This window comes from Pseudoalteromonas sp. 68 DY56-GL68, assembly GCF_041414825.1.
In the GTDB taxonomy this organism is placed as follows: Bacteria; Pseudomonadota; Gammaproteobacteria; order Enterobacterales; family Alteromonadaceae; genus Pseudoalteromonas.
Genome location: NZ_JAOCZL010000006.1, coordinates 848,511 through 865,472, shown reverse-complemented (window position 1 = coordinate 865,472; position 16,962 = coordinate 848,511). Strand labels below are relative to the sequence as shown.

Here is a 16,962-nt window from a genome sequence, read left to right as displayed (position 1 = left end):
TTTATATCTATTCACGTGTCATATTATTGTGGGGTTGTCGTGAAAGCATTGCTGAAACAGCATGGTGTAATTTTTATTCTGCTAAGTATGCTAACCGGGTTAATGGGAGCATTCGTTAACCCGTTGATGAGCCTATTCATTGTAGAAGGGCTGCAAACACCGCCCGTTTATTTGGGTGTTTATATGGTGGCGGTCACTATTACGGGTTTAGTTATCAGTCAGTGGCTGGGTGGCATGGCTGATAATGGCACCAGTGCGCGTAAGTTATTTATGGTGGCTGTATCAGGTATGGTGTGCGCGTTAGTGGCCTTTGCGAATGCTACTGCATTTTGGCAAGTCCTGCTCGCAGGCGTGTTGTTTCTCGCGATGGGCAATGCGGCAATTCCGCAAATGATGACAGTGGCAAGACAATGGGCAGGGCGTCAACAGAACATCGACATTACCAGCTTTAATTCCCGTTTACGTGCTGCTATTTCCTTTGCTTGGGTGGGCGGTCCGCCGCTTGGTTATTTGTTAGCTGCGGGAGGCGAATTTAGCCGCTCGTTTTACTTTGCTGCGGTGTGTGCATTGGTTGCACTTATTTTTGCATGTAAGTTTATTCCTGACTACAGCGCGAAAAAGTCACAGCACAGCTCAGAGCCAGCAGCCGCAGCGAGTTTTCATTTTGGTTGTTGGGATTAGCCATTACGCTTGGTTCAACGGGCAATATTATGTATTCATCTGCCTTGCCACTTTATAGCATCACTGAACTAGGGTTTGCACAGCATACGCCAGGGCTGTTTATGGGTGTAGTGGCACTGTTAGAAATTCCTATCATGCTGTATGGAGCAAAGTTTGCTAAAAAATACAGTAAAGTCTCGATGCTTGCCCTCGCATTTTGTTGTGCCATTGTATTTTATTTAGGGGTGTTTTTTGCCACTCAAGTATGGCATTTAATCGCGTTGCAAGTTTTAAATGGGCTGTTTTACGGTATTTTTGCGGGCATTGGCTTAACCGTATTACAAGATCAGCTCCCCGAACGAATAGGGTTCACCTCTGCGTTTTATACCAACGCAATTAAACTCGGCGTTATGTGTGGGGCAGGGGCAACAGGGGTTATTGCACAGTTTTATAGTTTTAGATTCGCAACCCTTGGTTCTATGCTAGCTGCAAGCTTGGCACTAGGGTGTTTGCTGTTGTTTAAGCTAGTTAAACATAAAGAATTAACTGCAAAACAAACATTGTTATCTCAGACTGCTATTTAACGAAAAAGCCCAGTAAATACTGGGCTAAAACGAGGGAGGAGAGTAATTAATAAAAAGAGTATTTTAAAGTAAGCGACGTTGTACGGCCGTTAATAGTACGGGCACGGATAATGTCGTTATCTGGTACTGAGCCTTCTTCTGCTTCTGTGATACCTACGGTGTCGAACAGGTTGTTCACGTTAAACGAAAGGCTTAAGTTTTCAGATAGATTGTAACTTACAAAACCATTCACTTGTGTATAGCCATCGAACTCAAGGTCGTTACTGTCTTGTGCGTAAGCATCTGTTGTACCAATAAAGCTTAGACCTGCAGCACCTTTGTCAAAGTTGTAAGTTGCCATTAGTGAGTAAATAAGGTCAGCTTGACGACGTGGTGTATTACCGACTAATTCTGGCGATAACGCATCTTTAGCAATTTCTGCGTCTGTCCAAGTAAAGTTACCACGGAAATCCCAATCACCTACGTAGTAGGTTGATTCAACCTCAATACCTTTTGCTTCGTACTCGCGGTCAAAGAACTTTTGTGATGTGGCTTCAAAGTTTTGCTCTTCAGTTTCTGCGTAAAATGCTGTTGCAAATACTGATAGTGAATCAAAACGTTTTTTCACACCGATTTCGTATTGGTTTACTTCATCAATTGCATCGGCTTCGGCAACCGAACCATCTGCTTCTACTTTACCAAATAATAAGCGGTCTGCATTTGCGCGGCCGCCTTTACTTAAACGGGCAAATGTCGCAAAGCTTGGATCAATTTGGTAGTTCGCACCAATTGAGTATGAGCTGTAGTGCCAGTCGTAGTTAACAATGCTTGGGTTCGCGTTATCAATACCAACAACACTTTGCTCAGGAATTGAGATGGTACCGTCGCCATTCATATCAATAGTAGATGTTACTGCACCTGCGTAGTTACCGCGTGCTTCACCTGAATCATAACGAGCACTTGCATCAATGCTTAAATCACCAAACTTAGTGGCTAAGTTAATGTAAGGTGCGCGTGTTTCGTATTCTGTATCGTAGTTACGTTGACAGCAGTTACCCCAGTAAGGTGTGCCATAAGCGTACAAGCCATTATCTGAGTAGCTGTCGCCATTTGCAGCGTAAACGTCAAGCAATGCAGCGTTGTCGCCTTTTAGCTCCATAACATATGAGTTCCAAAGCCACGACATATCAATTGATTGGCTTGATGCAAAGTAACCAAAGGTTACACTGGTGTCATCAGAGAACGACTTAGTTAACTTAAGGTCATTAACTATTGAACCCATGTCGTTTAGCGTTACATCGAAAGTGTGAATACGCATTGCTAAATCGTCATCGCTATAAGTTTGGCTTGCTGAACCACCATTTGCATAAACAAGCGATGCACCATCACCAGCAATACTAGAAGCGATAGAGCTTGCAGATGCAACTTCAGCTGGAATAAGAGAAATAAAGTTACCGCTTACTGATGATGTTCTGAAGAGGTTTTCGATGCGCCAGTCGTTTTCTAAATCAAATGCCGCTTCAAAGCCAACCGAAGTAACAACCGGGTTCATACCGTCAGTCATATCGCCCGTGCTGATTTGGTTATCACCATTTAAACGCAGAGTTTGTGTGAAAAGCGCTGAATGCGGTGTATCTGATTGCGCATCAAAACCTGGGATTGAGTCACCATTTGAATACATAGGCATAGGTAGGTAACCTACGCTTTTATCATCGAGGTGTTTAAAGTAAACACGCACATAACCGGCATCAAATTCTTTGGTCAGGTTTGCCTTAATTTGGCCACCTTTATTAGATGTATAACCAGTTTCACGAGGGCCTTCACCTTGGCGAACAAAGCCACCAATGTGATAGCGCACACTGTCGTTTAAATACGTACCATACTCAAAGTCTGTACGAATTGAGTCATAATCAAGGCCAACAGTGGTTGATACACTACCTGATTCGTTCTCACCCGTTTTTGAAATAAAGTTGATGATACCCCCAGGAGCATCACTTGCTGCTGTTGAGGCTGAGCCACCACGGATTGATTCAACACTTTGTACTGTTGAATCTAAGCGCATGAAAATATCTGCGTTACCAAAGGCAATATCGCCAAACTGCATAACAGGTAAGCCATCTTCTTGCAGTTGCAAGAATTTAGCACCGCCCGATGCAACCGGTAAGCCACGTACCGCGATATTCGCGTTACCTTCACCGCCCGTCGATTCTGAGCGCACACCAGGGATTGTTCTGAAGGCTTCTGCAGTAGAACGAGGTGTTGATACTTCAATTTCAGCTAATGTCACACTGCTAACCGATGAGCTTGATGCCATGATAGTTGTGCGGCGTGGTACACCTGTTACAACGATTGTTTCAAGGCCGCTTTTTTTGGCCTCTGGTTGTGCTTGCTCTTCGGCGTGTAAGTTTTGGCTTATTGCTAATGCAAGCGCGCTTAATGTGTAAAGGGCATGTTTGTGTGTTGTCATAATGTGCCTCGTCTCAATCCCAGATGGTTTGTTGTCTAAATTGTTATCTTAATCGATTAAGTAAAGATAACAATAATTTTACACAGTGCAAGTCTTTTTAGCAGGAAACTTGCACAATTTATGTTCGATAATTGATTTTTAACGATTTTTATTTAGTGACTTAGTGCACTGTGTTGCGCTAACGCTTGCTCAGCAGGGTTACGTAAGTAGTTATATAGCATGGCTAAAAACAATAAACATGCGAAGCCTGTAGCGAGATAAAAGCCGTACCGAATGTGGCCAAAATAATCACTGATCACACCCATTAATAATGGGCCTGCAGCAGCCGAAAGGGCGGTAAAAAACAAAATAACCCCAGCTACCGCACCGTGCTGTTGCACCGCAAAACAAGAAATACCTTTTGAGTTTAAAGTTGGGTAGATCATTGACATGAACAGCCCTGATAAGGGTAATAAGAATACAGCCCAATCAACGCCACCAAAAATTAAACCTAAATAACACAGTGCGATCCCTAAGCTTAAATACAGCATCGCCGCTTGCCAGCTTAAGTGATTTAACAGCCACACCGCTAAGAAACGCCCCGCAGCGCGTAAAATGAAAAATAAAGTCAGTGCATAGGTTGCCAGCAATTGCCACGGGCCAATGTAGTCGCCAAGCAGAGTAGGCATCCATACGTATATTGCCACTTCGGTTGCAACATAAAGAGCAATCGCTAACGAAAAGCCAAGTGCATATGGGTTTTTCATCATACTCATGGTGGTTGCAAGAGAGGCCGGTTTTGCGTGCTCTTCAAGCTTTTTAGGTTTAGGGTAATCTGCACGCCAAGCAATTAAGGTTAGAACTAAGCATAAAACTCCAGCAATAACATAAAGGTATGTCCAGCTTACTTGTTGGGTGATCAAAAAGCTGACAAGAGCAGGCCCTACAATGGCGCCAACACCAAAGAAGCCTTCGACCAAATTCATGGTTTTTGTATGCTCTAAATTGTTTTTAGAAATATCACCTAACAGCGCTAAAGCACCGGTTTTAAATAGTCCAATTGCAAGACCAATACAGCTAAGCAGCACTACAAATATGCTAAAACTACTGCTAACGGCAAACAGAAAACAGCAAATAGTGAAGATGCCGAGTCCCAGTATGATGGTTTGCTTGCGCCCAAAACTGTCGGCCAAAAAACCTAAAAATAAGCCACTAAAAGCAATAAGTGCCATAGGCGCATAATGAAAGGCACTGGCTTGAGTCATAGTTAAATTAAATTCTTCGATAAGCTCAGGAATAATCATACCAACCGCATCAGAGGTCATCGCAAACATAAAAAACATCATGTATGTCAGCCATCTAATGGTTTGCAAAGGATCGTGTGTTCTATTCATTGTTGTATCCCCACCGAAAGGTCTGCGCCTTTACTATGTATATTAGTGTATAAAAACGATAAAAACTGCTTGAATAATTTGCTGTCGTGGTTAAAGATATATCTTAATCGATTAAGTTTCAACTTGGTATTAACAATTATGATCAACAATAAAGTGCAATTAATCACCTACGCAGACCGTATTACTGGTCAAGGTATTGATGAATTAAGTAATTTATTAAATGGCCCACTTAACAATGTGTTTGCAGGTGTACATTTGTTGCCATTTTATAACCCGATTGATGGCAGTGATGCTGGCTTTGATCCTATTGATCATAGTGAAGTTGACTCGCGTCTTGGTAGCTGGGACGATATTTACGTGCTTGGTGCAAATTATGATCTTATGGCTGACTTAATTGTTAACCATGTTTCAGCACAATCTTTCCAATTTAAAGATGTACTCGCGAAAGGCAAGCAATCTGAATTTTGGGAGTTATTTTTAACTAAAGACGATGTATTCCCAAATGGCATGTCTGAGGCTGAGCAACAAGCGATTTACCGTCCACGTCCGGGTAGCTGCTTTACACCTATTGCGTGTGGTGATGGCCAAACCTATGATTTTTGGACCACATTTACCGATAACCAAATTGATATTAATGTGAAATCAACGGCGGGTATCGAGTATTTAAATACGGTGCTTGGCAAATTTGCTGATAATAATGTCAACATTATTCGTTTAGATGCGGCAGGCTATGCGATCAAAGAAGCTGGCACAAACTGCTTTATGTTGGATGAAACCTTTGAGTATTTAAATAAGCTTTCGGCGCAAGCAAATGAAGCAGGTATGGAAACTATTGCCGAGATCCATAGCCATTTCCAAACTCAGGTTGAAGTCGCAAAGCGTGTAAATATGGTTTATGACTTTGCTTTACCACCCCTTATTTTACACAGCTTGTTTAGCAATGATGCGCAAGCCTTATTGAACTGGCTAACCATTTCGCCGCGTAACTGTTTAACGGTACTCGATACCCATGATGGCATTGGCATTATTGACGCAGGCCCAATGGGTGATAAACCGGGTTTATTAAATGCAGCTGAAATTGATAACTTGGTTGAAACCATTCATGAAAAGAGTGAAGGGCAAAGCCGCCTAGCAACCGGTGCAGCAGCAAGTAATGTCGATTTATATCAAGTAAACTGCACTTACTACAATGCCTTGGGTGCGGATGACTTTGATTACTTATTAGCGCGTGCAATTCAGTTCTTCGCACCAGGTATTCCGCAAGTTTATTATGGTGGCCTGTTCGCTTGTGAAAACGATATGGAATTACTGGCTCGTACCAATGTAGGTCGTGATATCAATCGCCCTTACTTAAATGCACAAGACATTGATGCTGCGCTTGCTAAACCTGTGGTGAAAGGTTTAATTAAGCTGATTCAATTACGCAATGAGCACCCAGCATTTAACGGTGAGTTTATTGCTAAAGGTGAAGGCAGTGTGTGCCGTTTAAGCTGGCATGATGATACCAGCTCAATCGAGTTAAAAGTTGACTTTGCTAGCCGTGAAGTAATTATTGTTGATCATCGCGATGGCGAACAAAGCATTGTTGATTTGGCTGACCTTTTAGCTTAACTACTTTGACCCAATTGCAGTTGGTAGTCGATTTCGGCTGTTTGCTGCTCTTTCGATAAAAACAAGGTCGCTGCAATGCGGCCTTTTTCTTCGCTATTTTGATGGACAGTGGTGAGTTTTGGCACAAATCGTTGGCCTTCATCGATGCCATCAAAGCCAACAATCCTGACATCTTCAGGAATAGATAAGCCCATTTTTAATGCTTCGCGCATGGCGGCAAGGGCGATTAAATCACTCATGCACAACAACACGTTTGGCCTTGGTGTGCTGCTAAGCGCCTCTTTAGCGGCAATGCTAGCAAAGCGTTCGCTGCTTTCTGGAATATTCCATGTTCTATCATCGCCAAGGGTAACACCAGCATCGCTGATTGCTTGGTGATAACCGCGTAGTCGTTGATGAGCAATAGACTGACCGGCTTCAAACTCATGATGTTCGTATACTCGGCATAATACGTCGTTATCGAGTAAACGCAGGCCTAAAATAGCAACCCGATCATCACTTTTGTGCAGTGCATGCTTGGCAATATCGAAACTGGCTTGTTGGTTGTTTACGTTTACTGAGGCATCGCGACCAATATTAAAATCAACCGTCACCACATGCTTGGCAACCTGTTTTAACTGCTCAACAAGTTGTTTATTACGTGGGCGACCGTAGCAAATAAAGCCATCAACAAAATCAACCACGCTATTAAGGTTATCATTGTTACCTGAAAATAATAAAAGATTAATGCCATTTTTTTCGAGTACCGCCGATACACCCCGCATAAAACTGCTAGCAACTGGATCTGACACCATATATTCAACGCTGTCTGGCAATACTAAAGCAACAATATTAAAGGTGCCTCGGCGTAATGATTGCGCCGCCTTGTTAGGACCAAAATAGCCGAGCTTTTTACAGGCCGCCAAAATCTCTTCGCGGCGTGCTTTCGATAATTGATCAGGACGATTAAACGCATTTGATACGGTGGCATTTGAAACGCCTAACTCTTGGGCAATACTTTTCAGCGTCCAGCTTTTTGGCTTTGTCATTGTCGGTTCTTAATCGATTCACTTAATGGTAAATTACCATATAAAGAGTCGAAAAAAAGTGTTTTTAGTCATTAAATTAGGCGTACCATAAGAGAATGAGTTCGAGTATGAGAAAAAGGCGAATAGCGAGTGATTTCTAAGTTACCAAAATGGGTTGAGATTGGCGCATTTATTTTGGCGCTGGTGGCTGGGTGCGTAAATGCAGTTGGTTTACTTAGTTTTGAGCATCAAGCTGTATCGCATTTATCGGGGACTGCCACCTTGCTTGGCGCAGATCTTATGCAAGGTAATAGTCTTGATGCTTTTCATTTATTAGGCGTATTACTGTCATTTTTAGTCGGATCTGGTATTGCTGGGTTTTTACTGCATAGCTCAGCACTTAAACTAGGTCGTCATTACGACACAGCATTATTGATTGAGGCAGGGCTTTTATTGGGTGCACTTTGGTTACTGTTTAATGGCTCTGGCTACGGACACTTTTTAGCCTCTGCGGCATGTGGGCTACAAAATGCCTTGGCAACAACTTACAGTGGCGCAATTGTTCGTACCACCCATGTGACAGGTATCTTTACTGATTTAGGTATCATGTTTGGTCGGGTTTTACGTGGTGAGGCGCTTGATAAACGTAAGGCTAAACTGTTCGGCCTAATTATTATTGGGTTTATTTTTGGTGGCTTAGCGGGGGCATGGTTATTTGCAAAATTGAGCTTTGCGGCGCTTTATGTACCAAGTGCTATTTGTATTTTACTCGCCTTAACCTATCGCGTTTATTCTCATCGCAATCCAGAGCTTAATGATTAGCGATACTCTTAGGTGTTGCGCCAAAGGCTTGTTTAAACACACGGCTAAAATGACTCGGGTTATTAAACCCTAATTGATAACAAACTTGGCTAATCGCCTCACCTTTTTCGAGCAGTTTATAGGCTTTTTGTAAGCGTAGTTGTTGTTGCCAAAGAGCAGGTGTAACACCAAATGCCAGCTTAAATTGCTGATAAAACTTACTACGGCTCATACAGGCAATCTTGCATAACACGTCGATATCGATATTTTCAGCAAGATGTTGTTCTAGGTAGCTAATTACTTGGCTCAGTGGGGTTGCAAGTTTACCTTGCTTGCAGCTTGCGATCATCAAATCTCGGCTTTGTTGCTGTAGCAAGCGGGTTATTAGCTCATTGAGTGATAAATCAATTAAGTAATCTCGGTGTTGTTCATTTTCGCTAAACAGGGTGATCATCCGTTCAAGCAGTTGTTGAGTTTGTAAGTTATGCTGGGTATGCACTAACTTCGCTTGATATTGGAAAAAGTCATCTTGGGTAATTTGTTGATTAAAATTAAGAGCATCAACTACTTGGCTGATTTTATCGGTACTGATTTCAATCGCTAAACAGGTTGTTGGTTGATTAAGAGACGCATTAGGAAAATCGATTAGCACCCCTTGCTCTGGGGCAAGTACAAATGACTGATTAGGTAAAAACTCTTTATGATAGTCACTGTCGGCAACATGCATGATTTTTTTACCGCTGATCATGCCACAGAACAGTAATTCAGTGGAATGTAGCGCCACTTTTTGCGCGTCTAAATAGGTGTCGTAAATGCTTAATTCAGCGTGCTCCCCAGCAAAACTTACTTTATTTTCAATAAGCACATCAATACGTTGGCGTTTTTTATTTGAGCGACTATTAGTGATTGATGTGTTCATTGTTGCCTCACTTTTCCTTATTTATGGACAGATAGTCAAAAAGTCTGGACTGAGAATCAAGTGCATTTTGTGTAACTGGGCTAACGTAAATCGTTAGCGGTTAAATAAACAATAACTCACCGCTTAAATAAAATACAACAATTTGAAGAGAGAACACATTATGATCTATGCAAATCCAGGTAGCGAAGGCGCTAAAGTCAATTTTAAGGCCCAGTACGAAAATTATATTGGTGGCCAATGGGTCGCTCCAGTAAAGGGGGAGTATTTTGAAAACATTAGCCCAGTGAATGGTAAAGTGTTTTGTAAAATACCTCGCTCATCAAAAGAAGATATCGAACTGGCACTTGATAAAGCCCATGATGCAAAAGCCGCATGGGGAACAACATCGGTCACCGAGCGCAGCAATATCTTGTTAAAAATAGCTGACCGCATTGAACAGAATTTAGAAATGCTGGCGGTTGCAGAAACCTGGGATAACGGTAAAGCAATTCGTGAAACACTTGCGGCAGACGTGCCTTTAGCGGCTGATCATTTTCGCTATTTTGCAGGCTGTGTGCGCGCGCAAGAAGGCTCAATTGGCGAGATAGACGAAACCACCGTTGCCTATCATTTTCATGAGCCACTGGGTGTAGTAGGGCAAATTATTCCTTGGAACTTCCCATTGTTAATGGCTGCGTGGAAGCTTGCACCTGCCCTTGCTGCAGGTAACTGTGTGATTTTAAAGCCAGCTGAGCAAACCCCTGCATCAATTTTAGTGCTGCTTGAAGTGATTGGTGATTTATTACCAGCGGGTGTTTTAAATGTTGTAAACGGCTATGGTAAAGAAGCGGGTGAAGCGCTGGCAACCAGTACTCGAATTGCGAAGATTGCTTTTACAGGTTCAACGCCGGTGGGGTCACATATCTTAAAATGCGCTGCTGATAATATTATTCCTTCGACGGTTGAGCTAGGTGGTAAATCGCCAAATATCTTCTTTAACGATGTAATGGAAAAAGACGATGAGTTTTTGAGTAAGGCCATTGAAGGGGCTGTACTTGCGTACTTTAACCAAGGCGAAGTCTGTACGTGTCCATCGCGTTTATTTATTCAAGAAGATATTTACGAGCAATTTATTGAACGTGTACTTGCTCGCACCTTACAAATTAAACGTGGTAACCCACTTGATACTGAAACCATGGTAGGTGCGCAAGCATCACAAGCTCAGTTTGATAAGATTCTAAGCTACATTGAGATTGGTAAAAAAGAAGGGGCTGAAGTGCTCGCTGGTGGTGAAGTCGAGCAATTGTCGGATGAGTTTAACGGCGGTTACTATATTCAACCAACCCTGCTTAAAGGCACTAACGATATGCGCGTGTTCCAAGAAGAGATTTTTGGTCCCGTTATTTCAATGTCGACTTTTAAAGATGAAGACGAAGCGCTAGCACTTGCTAATAGCTCAGAGTTTGGTTTAGGTGCTGGTGTGTGGAGTCGAAACATGAATCGTGCTTATCACTTTGGTCGTAAGATTGAAGCGGGCCGAGTGTGGACCAACTGTTATCACATGTATCCTGCGCATGCTGCATTTGGTGGTTATAAAAAATCAGGCATTGGCCGTGAAACTCATAAGCTCGCCCTTGATCATTACCAACAAACGAAAAACCTATTAGTTAGTTACAGCGAAAACCCGTTAGGCTTCTTTTAAATCCCCTTTCTTATTGTTGTCGAAGCTAACCAAACGCCACTTATATGTGGCGTTTTTTCTAAATAAGTTATTTGAATGGCATGCTTAATAGTGTTGTTAAATATGTATTTTTCTTAGTCGCTTTATATTGGCTCAAACCAATGTCTTGCAAGTCATCGCCCTTTATTGCCACGCTGCGATAGCTTAAAAATAGCTTATCCCACCAAACTAGGCTAAATCCGTAATTACTGTTGGTTTCATCGATGTTTGTACTATGGTGAATGCGGTGCAGTTTCTGGGTAATAATAAATAGGCGTAGGGCTTTTTCTCGCTTTTCAGATAAACAGATATTCGCATGATTGAATAGCGCAAAACCATTGAGTGCAACTTCAAAGATGAGTACGGCTACCGCTGGTACACCAAGCACTGTTATGGCGATGAGTTTAACTAAAATACTCAGGGCAATTTCTATTGGATGAAAACGCAACCCCGTACTGGTATCAACGTGGCAATCAGCATGGTGAACTTTATGGAGCCGCCAGAGTAATGGGACTCGATGGAATAAACGATGCTGCCAGTAAATCAGCATATCTAACATTAATAAACTTAGTGGGATGCTTAACCACAGCGACAGCTCTAAATAGTTAAATAATCCTAGTGCTTGCTGGTGATTAAAATCAGCAAGGGCGGTAAGACTTACCGGCACCACTAAACGTGCAATGATAGAAGATACAATGACTAATGAAAAATTACCAAACCAGCGATACCTTGCTGCAATAGGCGATAATCTTGCAGGTTTTTTCCATTCAAGTAACATCATAATGATTAATATGCTGAGAAAGCAGCCAACTCGCCAATATAATTCATTTGTCATTGTTTAGCTCTTGATGCTTTAGGGTTGAGTAACCACCATAGATGCGTGTAATAATAGTGATGGTACAGGCCACAGCAAATAGGCTAGCTAATACAGGAAAGTAGCTAGGCCATAAGCACAGCGCTATAAACAAAGCGATGGTTTCACTCCCTTCGGTTAACCCATTAAGATAATAGAAGCTTTTGTTTTTGAATTGAGGCTTCTCTAAATGAAACTTCTCAGCAGCAACTGCAAAGGCAAGAAAGCTTGATCCTGTGCCAATAAAACTCACTAGTAAAATTGCGCCAGCAATTGCATTTTGTTGTGGGTCAGCCAAGATAAAACCGAAAGGGATCGCGGCGTAAAATAAAAAGTCGAGAGTAATATCTAAAAAACCACCAGAACTTGAGCTGGTGTTGCTATATCGGGCCAGTGCGCCATCCAAACCATCAAATATACGGTTTAAAATGATAGCAGCGAGCGCCAAATTCCATAATTTAAAGGCAATAAAAGGAACGGCAAGTAGGCCTAGAATGAATCCAGTTAAAGTGAGTTGATCAGCCGTTACGCCTCGTTTATCCAATTGCGTAACAATAGGTAGTAGTAGTGGTTTTATAACTGGTGTAATGTATCTATCAAGCATAGCGTTTTTCCAAGGTTGCTAAGTTAATAATATTCCCTCTGGCTGCTATGGCATCACTATGATCATGCGTGACTATAATAGCGGGTAATTGATGTTCTCTGATTTGTTTAAAAACAATGTCACGAACTTCTTGGCGAAGCTCACTATCTAGTTTACTGAAGGGTTCATCAAGAAGGATGGCTTTTGGTTTACTTAATAAAACACGCAGTAGTGCCACACGAGCTTGTTGTCCGCCAGATAAGCTTGCTGGAGAGCGTTTTTCTAAACCACCTAAGCCAACTTTTTCTAAGGCAAGACTCACGTTTTCAAGGTCTTTCTTTTTGCTTAACTTAGGCATAGCAAATGCAATATTGCCCTCAACAGACAGATGTGGAAAGAGTAATGGGTCTTGATAGAGTAAGCCTATGTGACGCAAATGACAGGGAGTATGGGTAATATTTTGTTGGTTTAAGTAGAGATTACCGTGGGCACTAAACGTGGGTGGCAACATACCTGTTAGCCAATTAAGCAAGGTGGACTTTCCACTCCCTGATGGTCCCATAATGCTTAGGATCTCACCACCTTGAATAGATTCATTAAGTGAAAGAAGTGCTGTTTTATTACGCAAAATTGTGAGTTCTTTAATATCTAATGAGGAATACATATTAAGCCTTGTTTTGATATTTATAGACCAGCTTAGGAGTAAGCCAAGCAAGAACAAATGCTAGAGCTGGAAGCAGCATTTGTATGAGTGCGTACACTGAGCTGGTACGCCGACTTGCGCCACTGGCAAGCACCACAGCTTCTGTAGTAATTGTATTTATTTGCCCAGCGCCATTGAGTAACGTAGGTAAATATTGACTAAAACTAATTGCTAAGCCTAATGCAAAGGCGATGCATATAGGGGTAACTAGCATGGGTAATTTTACTTGCCAAAATACCATAGCCGGAGGTTTTCCCAAGCTTGCTGCCAAAGTTGCAAAGCGGGAGTCAAAGCATCTGTAGCTACTTGCCAGTGACAAAAAAACATAAGGAAGTACAAATAGTAGATGGCTAAAGATAACGTTTAGATAGGCATGATGACTGTTTATTTGCTCCTGCAACCAAACTAAACCAAATAAAAATGCAACGCTAGGAACAAGTAAAGGGAGGTAAATAATAAAGCTGCTGAGGTGAGATAGTGCGTAGGCACGTTGTTGCTCAGCTTCTAATGTTACGAGTACAAGAATGATCGCAATCGCACTGGCAGCAAAGCCAATGTATAACGAATTTAACAGTGCAGGCTGTATATTTGTTAGCGCATTTTGCCAGTGGATTAATACAAGTTGATCAGGCAAAAACGTAGGGAAGCGCCAAAAACCAGCAAATGACCAAAGCACTAAGCCAAGTAAAGATAATAAAATGCTCGCGACTAAGATAACCGTTATTATGCGAGTGAAGTGCATAATCGCATTACCTGCATAGTCACGCTTCCTGTTAGTCACATAAAAATAAAATACGCGCTTCACTATTATTTCTAACAGCCACCAAATTATTAATAAAGTGGCGGTGAGCATAAGTTGAGCAATTGCGCCAGCCGAGGCTTTAATACGTAGCGTTAAATCAACGTCGTTAAACCAGTTAATGATAGCAACAGAGAGAGTTGGCGGCGCATTAGGGCCTAAAATTAATGGGATCTCAACACTGGCACTGGCATAGGCCAACACAGCCAAAACAGGAAGGCGAATATAAGTGTATAAATTAGGCAGTACCACTTTAAAAAATGCAGTCATAGGGCAGTAGCCAAAGCTCATGGCAACTTTATGTTGAGCGCGCAACTTTGCACCTAAATCAGCTTGAGCAAATGCAGCTAAGGCCATCAACAATAAAAAGGGGAGCTCTTTTAGCGTAAGCCCCAAAATCATGCTTACCCCCCATATATCATGAGGGAGTAGCCAGTCTGGCGGTAATTCCCAACCAGTTAACCAAGGAGAAAATAGCCGTGAAATAAAACCCGAAGGGGTAATTAAAAAGCTAATCGCAATAGCTGCTGCGGCATGAGGTATAACTAAAATAGGGCCTAATAAGCGTTGAATTCGTTTCAGCCATGGGCTGTTAAAAAAACAAGCGAGAATCAATATGGTCATTGTAAGTGCCAATAATGTACTAATCAGTGCGCTGCTGGCACTGAGGAATACCATATGGCTAAAACCATCAGTATGTATCAAGGCATTAAAACCCTGTAAAGAGAATTCTTTCATGCCCAAAGCTGGAAGGTAACCAAAAGCAGGTAATAGCACACCGATTAGTCCCCCTATAACAGGTATAACTAATAAGGCGACCAAGAGTGTTGGGCTAAGCTTAATTAAGCGCGTGAATGTGTCATGAGTTTTAATCATTACTTACTGTACCGCGGTTGTAGGTGCCATAGCGTAATTGCCATTGTTGGTTTATTAATGTGCTCCAACTTGGATGTGGCTCAGCTAATACTGGACTTTGATTGTTTGTAGCTAAGCTACTTGGGTGAGGGGCTTGTTGACTGAAAAGTGCAGCTTGCTCTTTCGAGAGTAAAGATAAATCAAGCACCGTGTTGTCTCCCCAGTTAGCGGGTTGTTGCTTTTGGGCTTGTGCTTGAACACTTAACATAAAATTGGCGACTAATTTTGCGCTTTCGCTGTGGCTTGCGTTATACGCAATAGCAACAAAGTGTGTATTACTTAAGCTGCCGTCATGCATTGCGTAACTTCTAGTCGCTAGGGGTAAATCATATCGTTCAACAGCGGCTGGTATTTCTGCGGCTGAAAATGTGAGTGATAAGCTAAGCTCCATATCGCTTACCAAGCGCTTTAATGCTGCGCTGTTTTGTACAAAAAAAGTACCTTTTCGCCATAAAGTTGGGTGTAATTCGTCTAAGTATTGCCATAAAGCGGGCAATAACTGTGCTGCACTTTTCTCAGTGGCAGGTTGATAAAGTAAGCTGCGTTGCTCTGTCGGTGTTAAGTTTATAAGCGCATATTTTAAAAAACTCACCCCGATAAAGTCGGGTGGTTTTGAATACGTAAAGCGACCTTTATTTTTTGTACTCCAGTTTAAAAGCTGTTTTAAGTTTTTAGGGGGATGAATAACGGTTTTACTATCATAATAAAACGTGAGTGAGGCTTGCCCCCAAGGTGATTCCATACCTTGCGTAGGTAATCCAAAATCGTGAGTGACAGCAGGGTTTTTTGCCGGATTTGTTAGGTAGAAATTGGGAAGTTTAGTTGCCCAATCTATTTTTAATAACCCGTGTTTACTCATAGCGGCAAAATTAGCACCATTAATCCATATAAGATCTACTTTACCTTGAGTGTGGTTACCGGCTGACTTTTCTGCAAGCACTCGGCTTACCGCTTCACTGGTGTCTGCAAGTTTAATGTGAACTAAGTCAATGTTGTACTGCTGTTTAACCTGCTTACCAAGCCACTGAATGTAGCTATTAATCTGTGCATCACCACCCCAAGCATGAAAGTAAACAGGTTTATTTACCCCTTCATTTACTGTTGTTTGCCAGCTTTGAGCATGGCCTAAAACCGAATAAGCCATGCTTGCTAAAAACAATAAAAAACGAATTAATGTAGGTTGATCACTGAGTATCATTAAGTGCCCAATCGTAATCTAAAAACTTAATAGCCACCTTGTTTGCTTTTATTTTAGCTATCTGATTATTTGTTAAATTTAATGCGTCTGAGTAAAGCAATATAAATTCACTCAGCGAGTGGGCTCCTCTAAAGCTTTGCTCAAAGTCTTCTTTGTACCACTTAAAAATAGACGATAAGTGAAGTTTATCTTCATTTATATAGTTGCGCGTTGTGTCTGCTAAAAAGCGTGTTGTTTGCTCTTCCAGCTGTGCATCAAGGTGAGTGGCGTTATAGGCTTCACCGCGCAGAGCTGGGCAGCCGATGCTGGCACAATTTACAGCAAAGTGTATGCGTGGTTCTTTATAAGTATCACTCCCTCTGATTAAAGTATGCTCTATGTTATCTAAGCTGCGTGTTTCACCTAATAAAGGGATAAACTCTTTACTCCAAGGAGAGCTAAAGAAACTGCCAAGCTCTTTTATGGAATCAATTTTTGGATACCGAGTTAAAATAAGCTCAATGGTCCACGCATTATAAGCATTGATTAAAAAGGCCAACTGTTTGGACTTTGGCCATGCGTTAAATTCTGCTTGGCTTACTTGAGAAAGTGCACTTAAGTAGCTGCGCAATTGAGTTTGGTCGGCCTTAAATCCCGCATAATCAACTTGCGTACTCGTAGCGTTATTAATTGCAACGACATGCTTGATAAGTAATGCCTGCCAAGCAGAGTGTAACGATGCTTCTTCTTGGGCTGGGTTATCCTTTGCCGTGGCATTGCTAATAATAGTAAGTAAAATTAAAAAACCAATAAAGCGTATAAATTTCAGCAT

Annotated in this window: 15 protein-coding genes; 5 read left to right on the top strand and 10 right to left on the bottom strand. The window is 41.8% G+C overall.

Features of this window, described 5'->3' with window-relative positions; genetic code table 11:
• Positions 1-39 precede the first annotated feature (39 nt).
• Positions 40-681 carry an MFS transporter gene (locus tag NYF15_RS04610; RefSeq protein ID WP_371352942.1) on the top strand — a complete coding sequence of 214 codons (642 nt, stop codon included), beginning with the start codon at positions 40-42 and terminating at the stop codon, positions 679-681.
• 29 nt (positions 682-710) lie between these two features.
• Positions 711-1,244, top strand: coding sequence for an MFS transporter (locus NYF15_RS04605; RefSeq protein ID WP_371352941.1), 534 nt, complete (start codon positions 711-713; stop codon positions 1,242-1,244).
• A 46-nt stretch (positions 1,245-1,290) separates the two neighbouring features.
• Here the strand turns inward: NYF15_RS04605 and NYF15_RS04600 are convergent, their stop codons facing one another.
• Both NYF15_RS04600 and NYF15_RS04595 read right to left on the bottom strand, forming a co-directional pair.
• Complete coding sequence (locus tag NYF15_RS04600; protein WP_371352940.1) at positions 1,291-3,690, bottom strand: TonB-dependent siderophore receptor; 2,400 nt, start codon at positions 3,688-3,690, stop codon at positions 1,291-1,293.
• Positions 3,691-3,842: 152 nt separating this feature from the next.
• Positions 3,843-5,063 (bottom strand): sugar MFS transporter, encoded by a 1,221-nt coding sequence (locus tag NYF15_RS04595; protein ID WP_371352939.1) that lies wholly within the window; start codon positions 5,061-5,063, stop codon positions 3,843-3,845.
• 138 nt (positions 5,064-5,201) lie between these two features.
• On the opposite strand from NYF15_RS04595, the gene gtfA reads away from it, so the two are divergent.
• On the top strand, positions 5,202-6,674 hold the full coding sequence (gene gtfA, locus NYF15_RS04590; RefSeq protein ID WP_371352938.1) for a sucrose phosphorylase: 1,473 nt from the start codon (positions 5,202-5,204) through the stop codon (positions 6,672-6,674).
• Here gtfA and NYF15_RS04585 read toward each other — a convergent pair.
• A complete protein-coding gene (locus tag NYF15_RS04585; RefSeq protein WP_130151766.1) occupies positions 6,671-7,702 on the bottom strand; it encodes a LacI family DNA-binding transcriptional regulator in 1,032 nt (343 codons plus the stop codon). The two genes, gtfA and NYF15_RS04585, sit on opposite strands and share 4 nt — an antisense overlap.
• Positions 7,703-7,831: 129 nt before the next feature.
• Here NYF15_RS04585 and NYF15_RS04580 point away from each other — a divergent pair, with 129 nt between their 5' ends.
• Entirely contained in the window at positions 7,832-8,503 is a 672-nt protein-coding gene (locus NYF15_RS04580; RefSeq protein ID WP_371352937.1) for a YoaK family protein, read from the top strand.
• Here the strand turns inward: NYF15_RS04580 and NYF15_RS04575 are convergent.
• Complete coding sequence (locus tag NYF15_RS04575; protein ID WP_130152418.1) at positions 8,493-9,389, bottom strand: AraC family transcriptional regulator; 897 nt, start codon at positions 9,387-9,389, stop codon at positions 8,493-8,495. The two genes, NYF15_RS04580 and NYF15_RS04575, sit on opposite strands and share 11 nt — an antisense overlap.
• Positions 9,390-9,561: 172 nt before the next feature.
• Between NYF15_RS04575 and NYF15_RS04570 the strand changes: the two genes are divergently transcribed.
• Positions 9,562-11,082, top strand: coding sequence for an aldehyde dehydrogenase family protein (locus NYF15_RS04570; protein ID WP_371352936.1), 1,521 nt, complete (start codon positions 9,562-9,564; stop codon positions 11,080-11,082).
• Positions 11,083-11,149: 67 nt separating this feature from the next.
• On the opposite strand, the gene NYF15_RS04565 is transcribed toward NYF15_RS04570, so the two are convergent.
• Genes NYF15_RS04565 through NYF15_RS04540 form a run of 6 tightly spaced genes read right to left on the bottom strand, consistent with a single transcriptional unit; the run spans position 11,150 to position 16,962 of the window.
• On the bottom strand, positions 11,150-11,935 hold the full coding sequence (locus NYF15_RS04565; RefSeq protein ID WP_371352935.1) for a sterol desaturase family protein: 786 nt from the start codon (positions 11,933-11,935) through the stop codon (positions 11,150-11,152).
• Positions 11,925-12,557 (bottom strand): CDP-alcohol phosphatidyltransferase family protein, encoded by a 633-nt coding sequence (locus tag NYF15_RS04560; RefSeq protein WP_371352934.1) that lies wholly within the window; start codon positions 12,555-12,557, stop codon positions 11,925-11,927. The genes NYF15_RS04565 and NYF15_RS04560 overlap by 11 nt, the downstream gene beginning before the upstream one ends.
• Complete coding sequence (locus NYF15_RS04555) at positions 12,550-13,200, bottom strand: ATP-binding cassette domain-containing protein (RefSeq protein ID WP_130151761.1); 651 nt, start codon at positions 13,198-13,200, stop codon at positions 12,550-12,552. Before NYF15_RS04555 ends, NYF15_RS04560 begins: the two co-directional genes overlap by 8 nt.
• A gap of 1 nt (position 13,201) precedes the next feature.
• Positions 13,202-14,914, bottom strand: a complete 1,713-nt coding sequence (locus NYF15_RS04550; protein ID WP_371352933.1) for an ABC transporter permease — start codon at positions 14,912-14,914, stop codon at positions 13,202-13,204.
• Positions 14,907-16,151 (bottom strand): ABC transporter substrate-binding protein, encoded by a 1,245-nt coding sequence (locus tag NYF15_RS04545; RefSeq protein WP_371352932.1) that lies wholly within the window; start codon positions 16,149-16,151, stop codon positions 14,907-14,909. Before NYF15_RS04545 ends, NYF15_RS04550 begins: the two co-directional genes overlap by 8 nt.
• Positions 16,138-16,962 (bottom strand): DUF547 domain-containing protein, encoded by an 825-nt coding sequence (locus NYF15_RS04540; RefSeq protein ID WP_371352931.1) that lies wholly within the window; start codon positions 16,960-16,962, stop codon positions 16,138-16,140. The genes NYF15_RS04545 and NYF15_RS04540 overlap by 14 nt, the downstream gene beginning before the upstream one ends.

What these genes read in the sequence shown, in the direction of transcription:
- NYF15_RS04605 (WP_371352941.1), top strand. Translation starts at nt 711, where the DNA reads ATGTATTCATCTGCCTTGCCACTTTATAGCATCACTGAACTAGGGTTT.
- NYF15_RS04600 (WP_371352940.1), bottom strand. Translation starts at nt 3,690, where the DNA reads ATGACAACACACAAACATGCCCTTTACACATTAAGCGCGCTTGCATTA.
- NYF15_RS04595 (WP_371352939.1), bottom strand. Translation starts at nt 5,063, where the DNA reads ATGAATAGAACACACGATCCTTTGCAAACCATTAGATGGCTGACATAC.
- gtfA (WP_371352938.1), top strand. Translation starts at nt 5,202, where the DNA reads ATGATCAACAATAAAGTGCAATTAATCACCTACGCAGACCGTATTACT.
- NYF15_RS04585 (WP_130151766.1), bottom strand. Translation starts at nt 7,702, where the DNA reads ATGACAAAGCCAAAAAGCTGGACGCTGAAAAGTATTGCCCAAGAGTTA.
- NYF15_RS04570 (WP_371352936.1), top strand. Translation starts at nt 9,562, where the DNA reads ATGATCTATGCAAATCCAGGTAGCGAAGGCGCTAAAGTCAATTTTAAG.
- NYF15_RS04565 (WP_371352935.1), bottom strand. Translation starts at nt 11,935, where the DNA reads ATGACAAATGAATTATATTGGCGAGTTGGCTGCTTTCTCAGCATATTA.
- NYF15_RS04560 (WP_371352934.1), bottom strand. Translation starts at nt 12,557, where the DNA reads ATGCTTGATAGATACATTACACCAGTTATAAAACCACTACTACTACCT.
- NYF15_RS04555 (WP_130151761.1), bottom strand. Translation starts at nt 13,200, where the DNA reads ATGTATTCCTCATTAGATATTAAAGAACTCACAATTTTGCGTAATAAA.
- NYF15_RS04550 (WP_371352933.1), bottom strand. Translation starts at nt 14,914, where the DNA reads ATGATTAAAACTCATGACACATTCACGCGCTTAATTAAGCTTAGCCCA.
- NYF15_RS04545 (WP_371352932.1), bottom strand. Translation starts at nt 16,151, where the DNA reads ATGATACTCAGTGATCAACCTACATTAATTCGTTTTTTATTGTTTTTA.
- NYF15_RS04540 (WP_371352931.1), bottom strand. Translation starts at nt 16,962, where the DNA reads ATGCTGAAATTTATACGCTTTATTGGTTTTTTAATTTTACTTACTATT.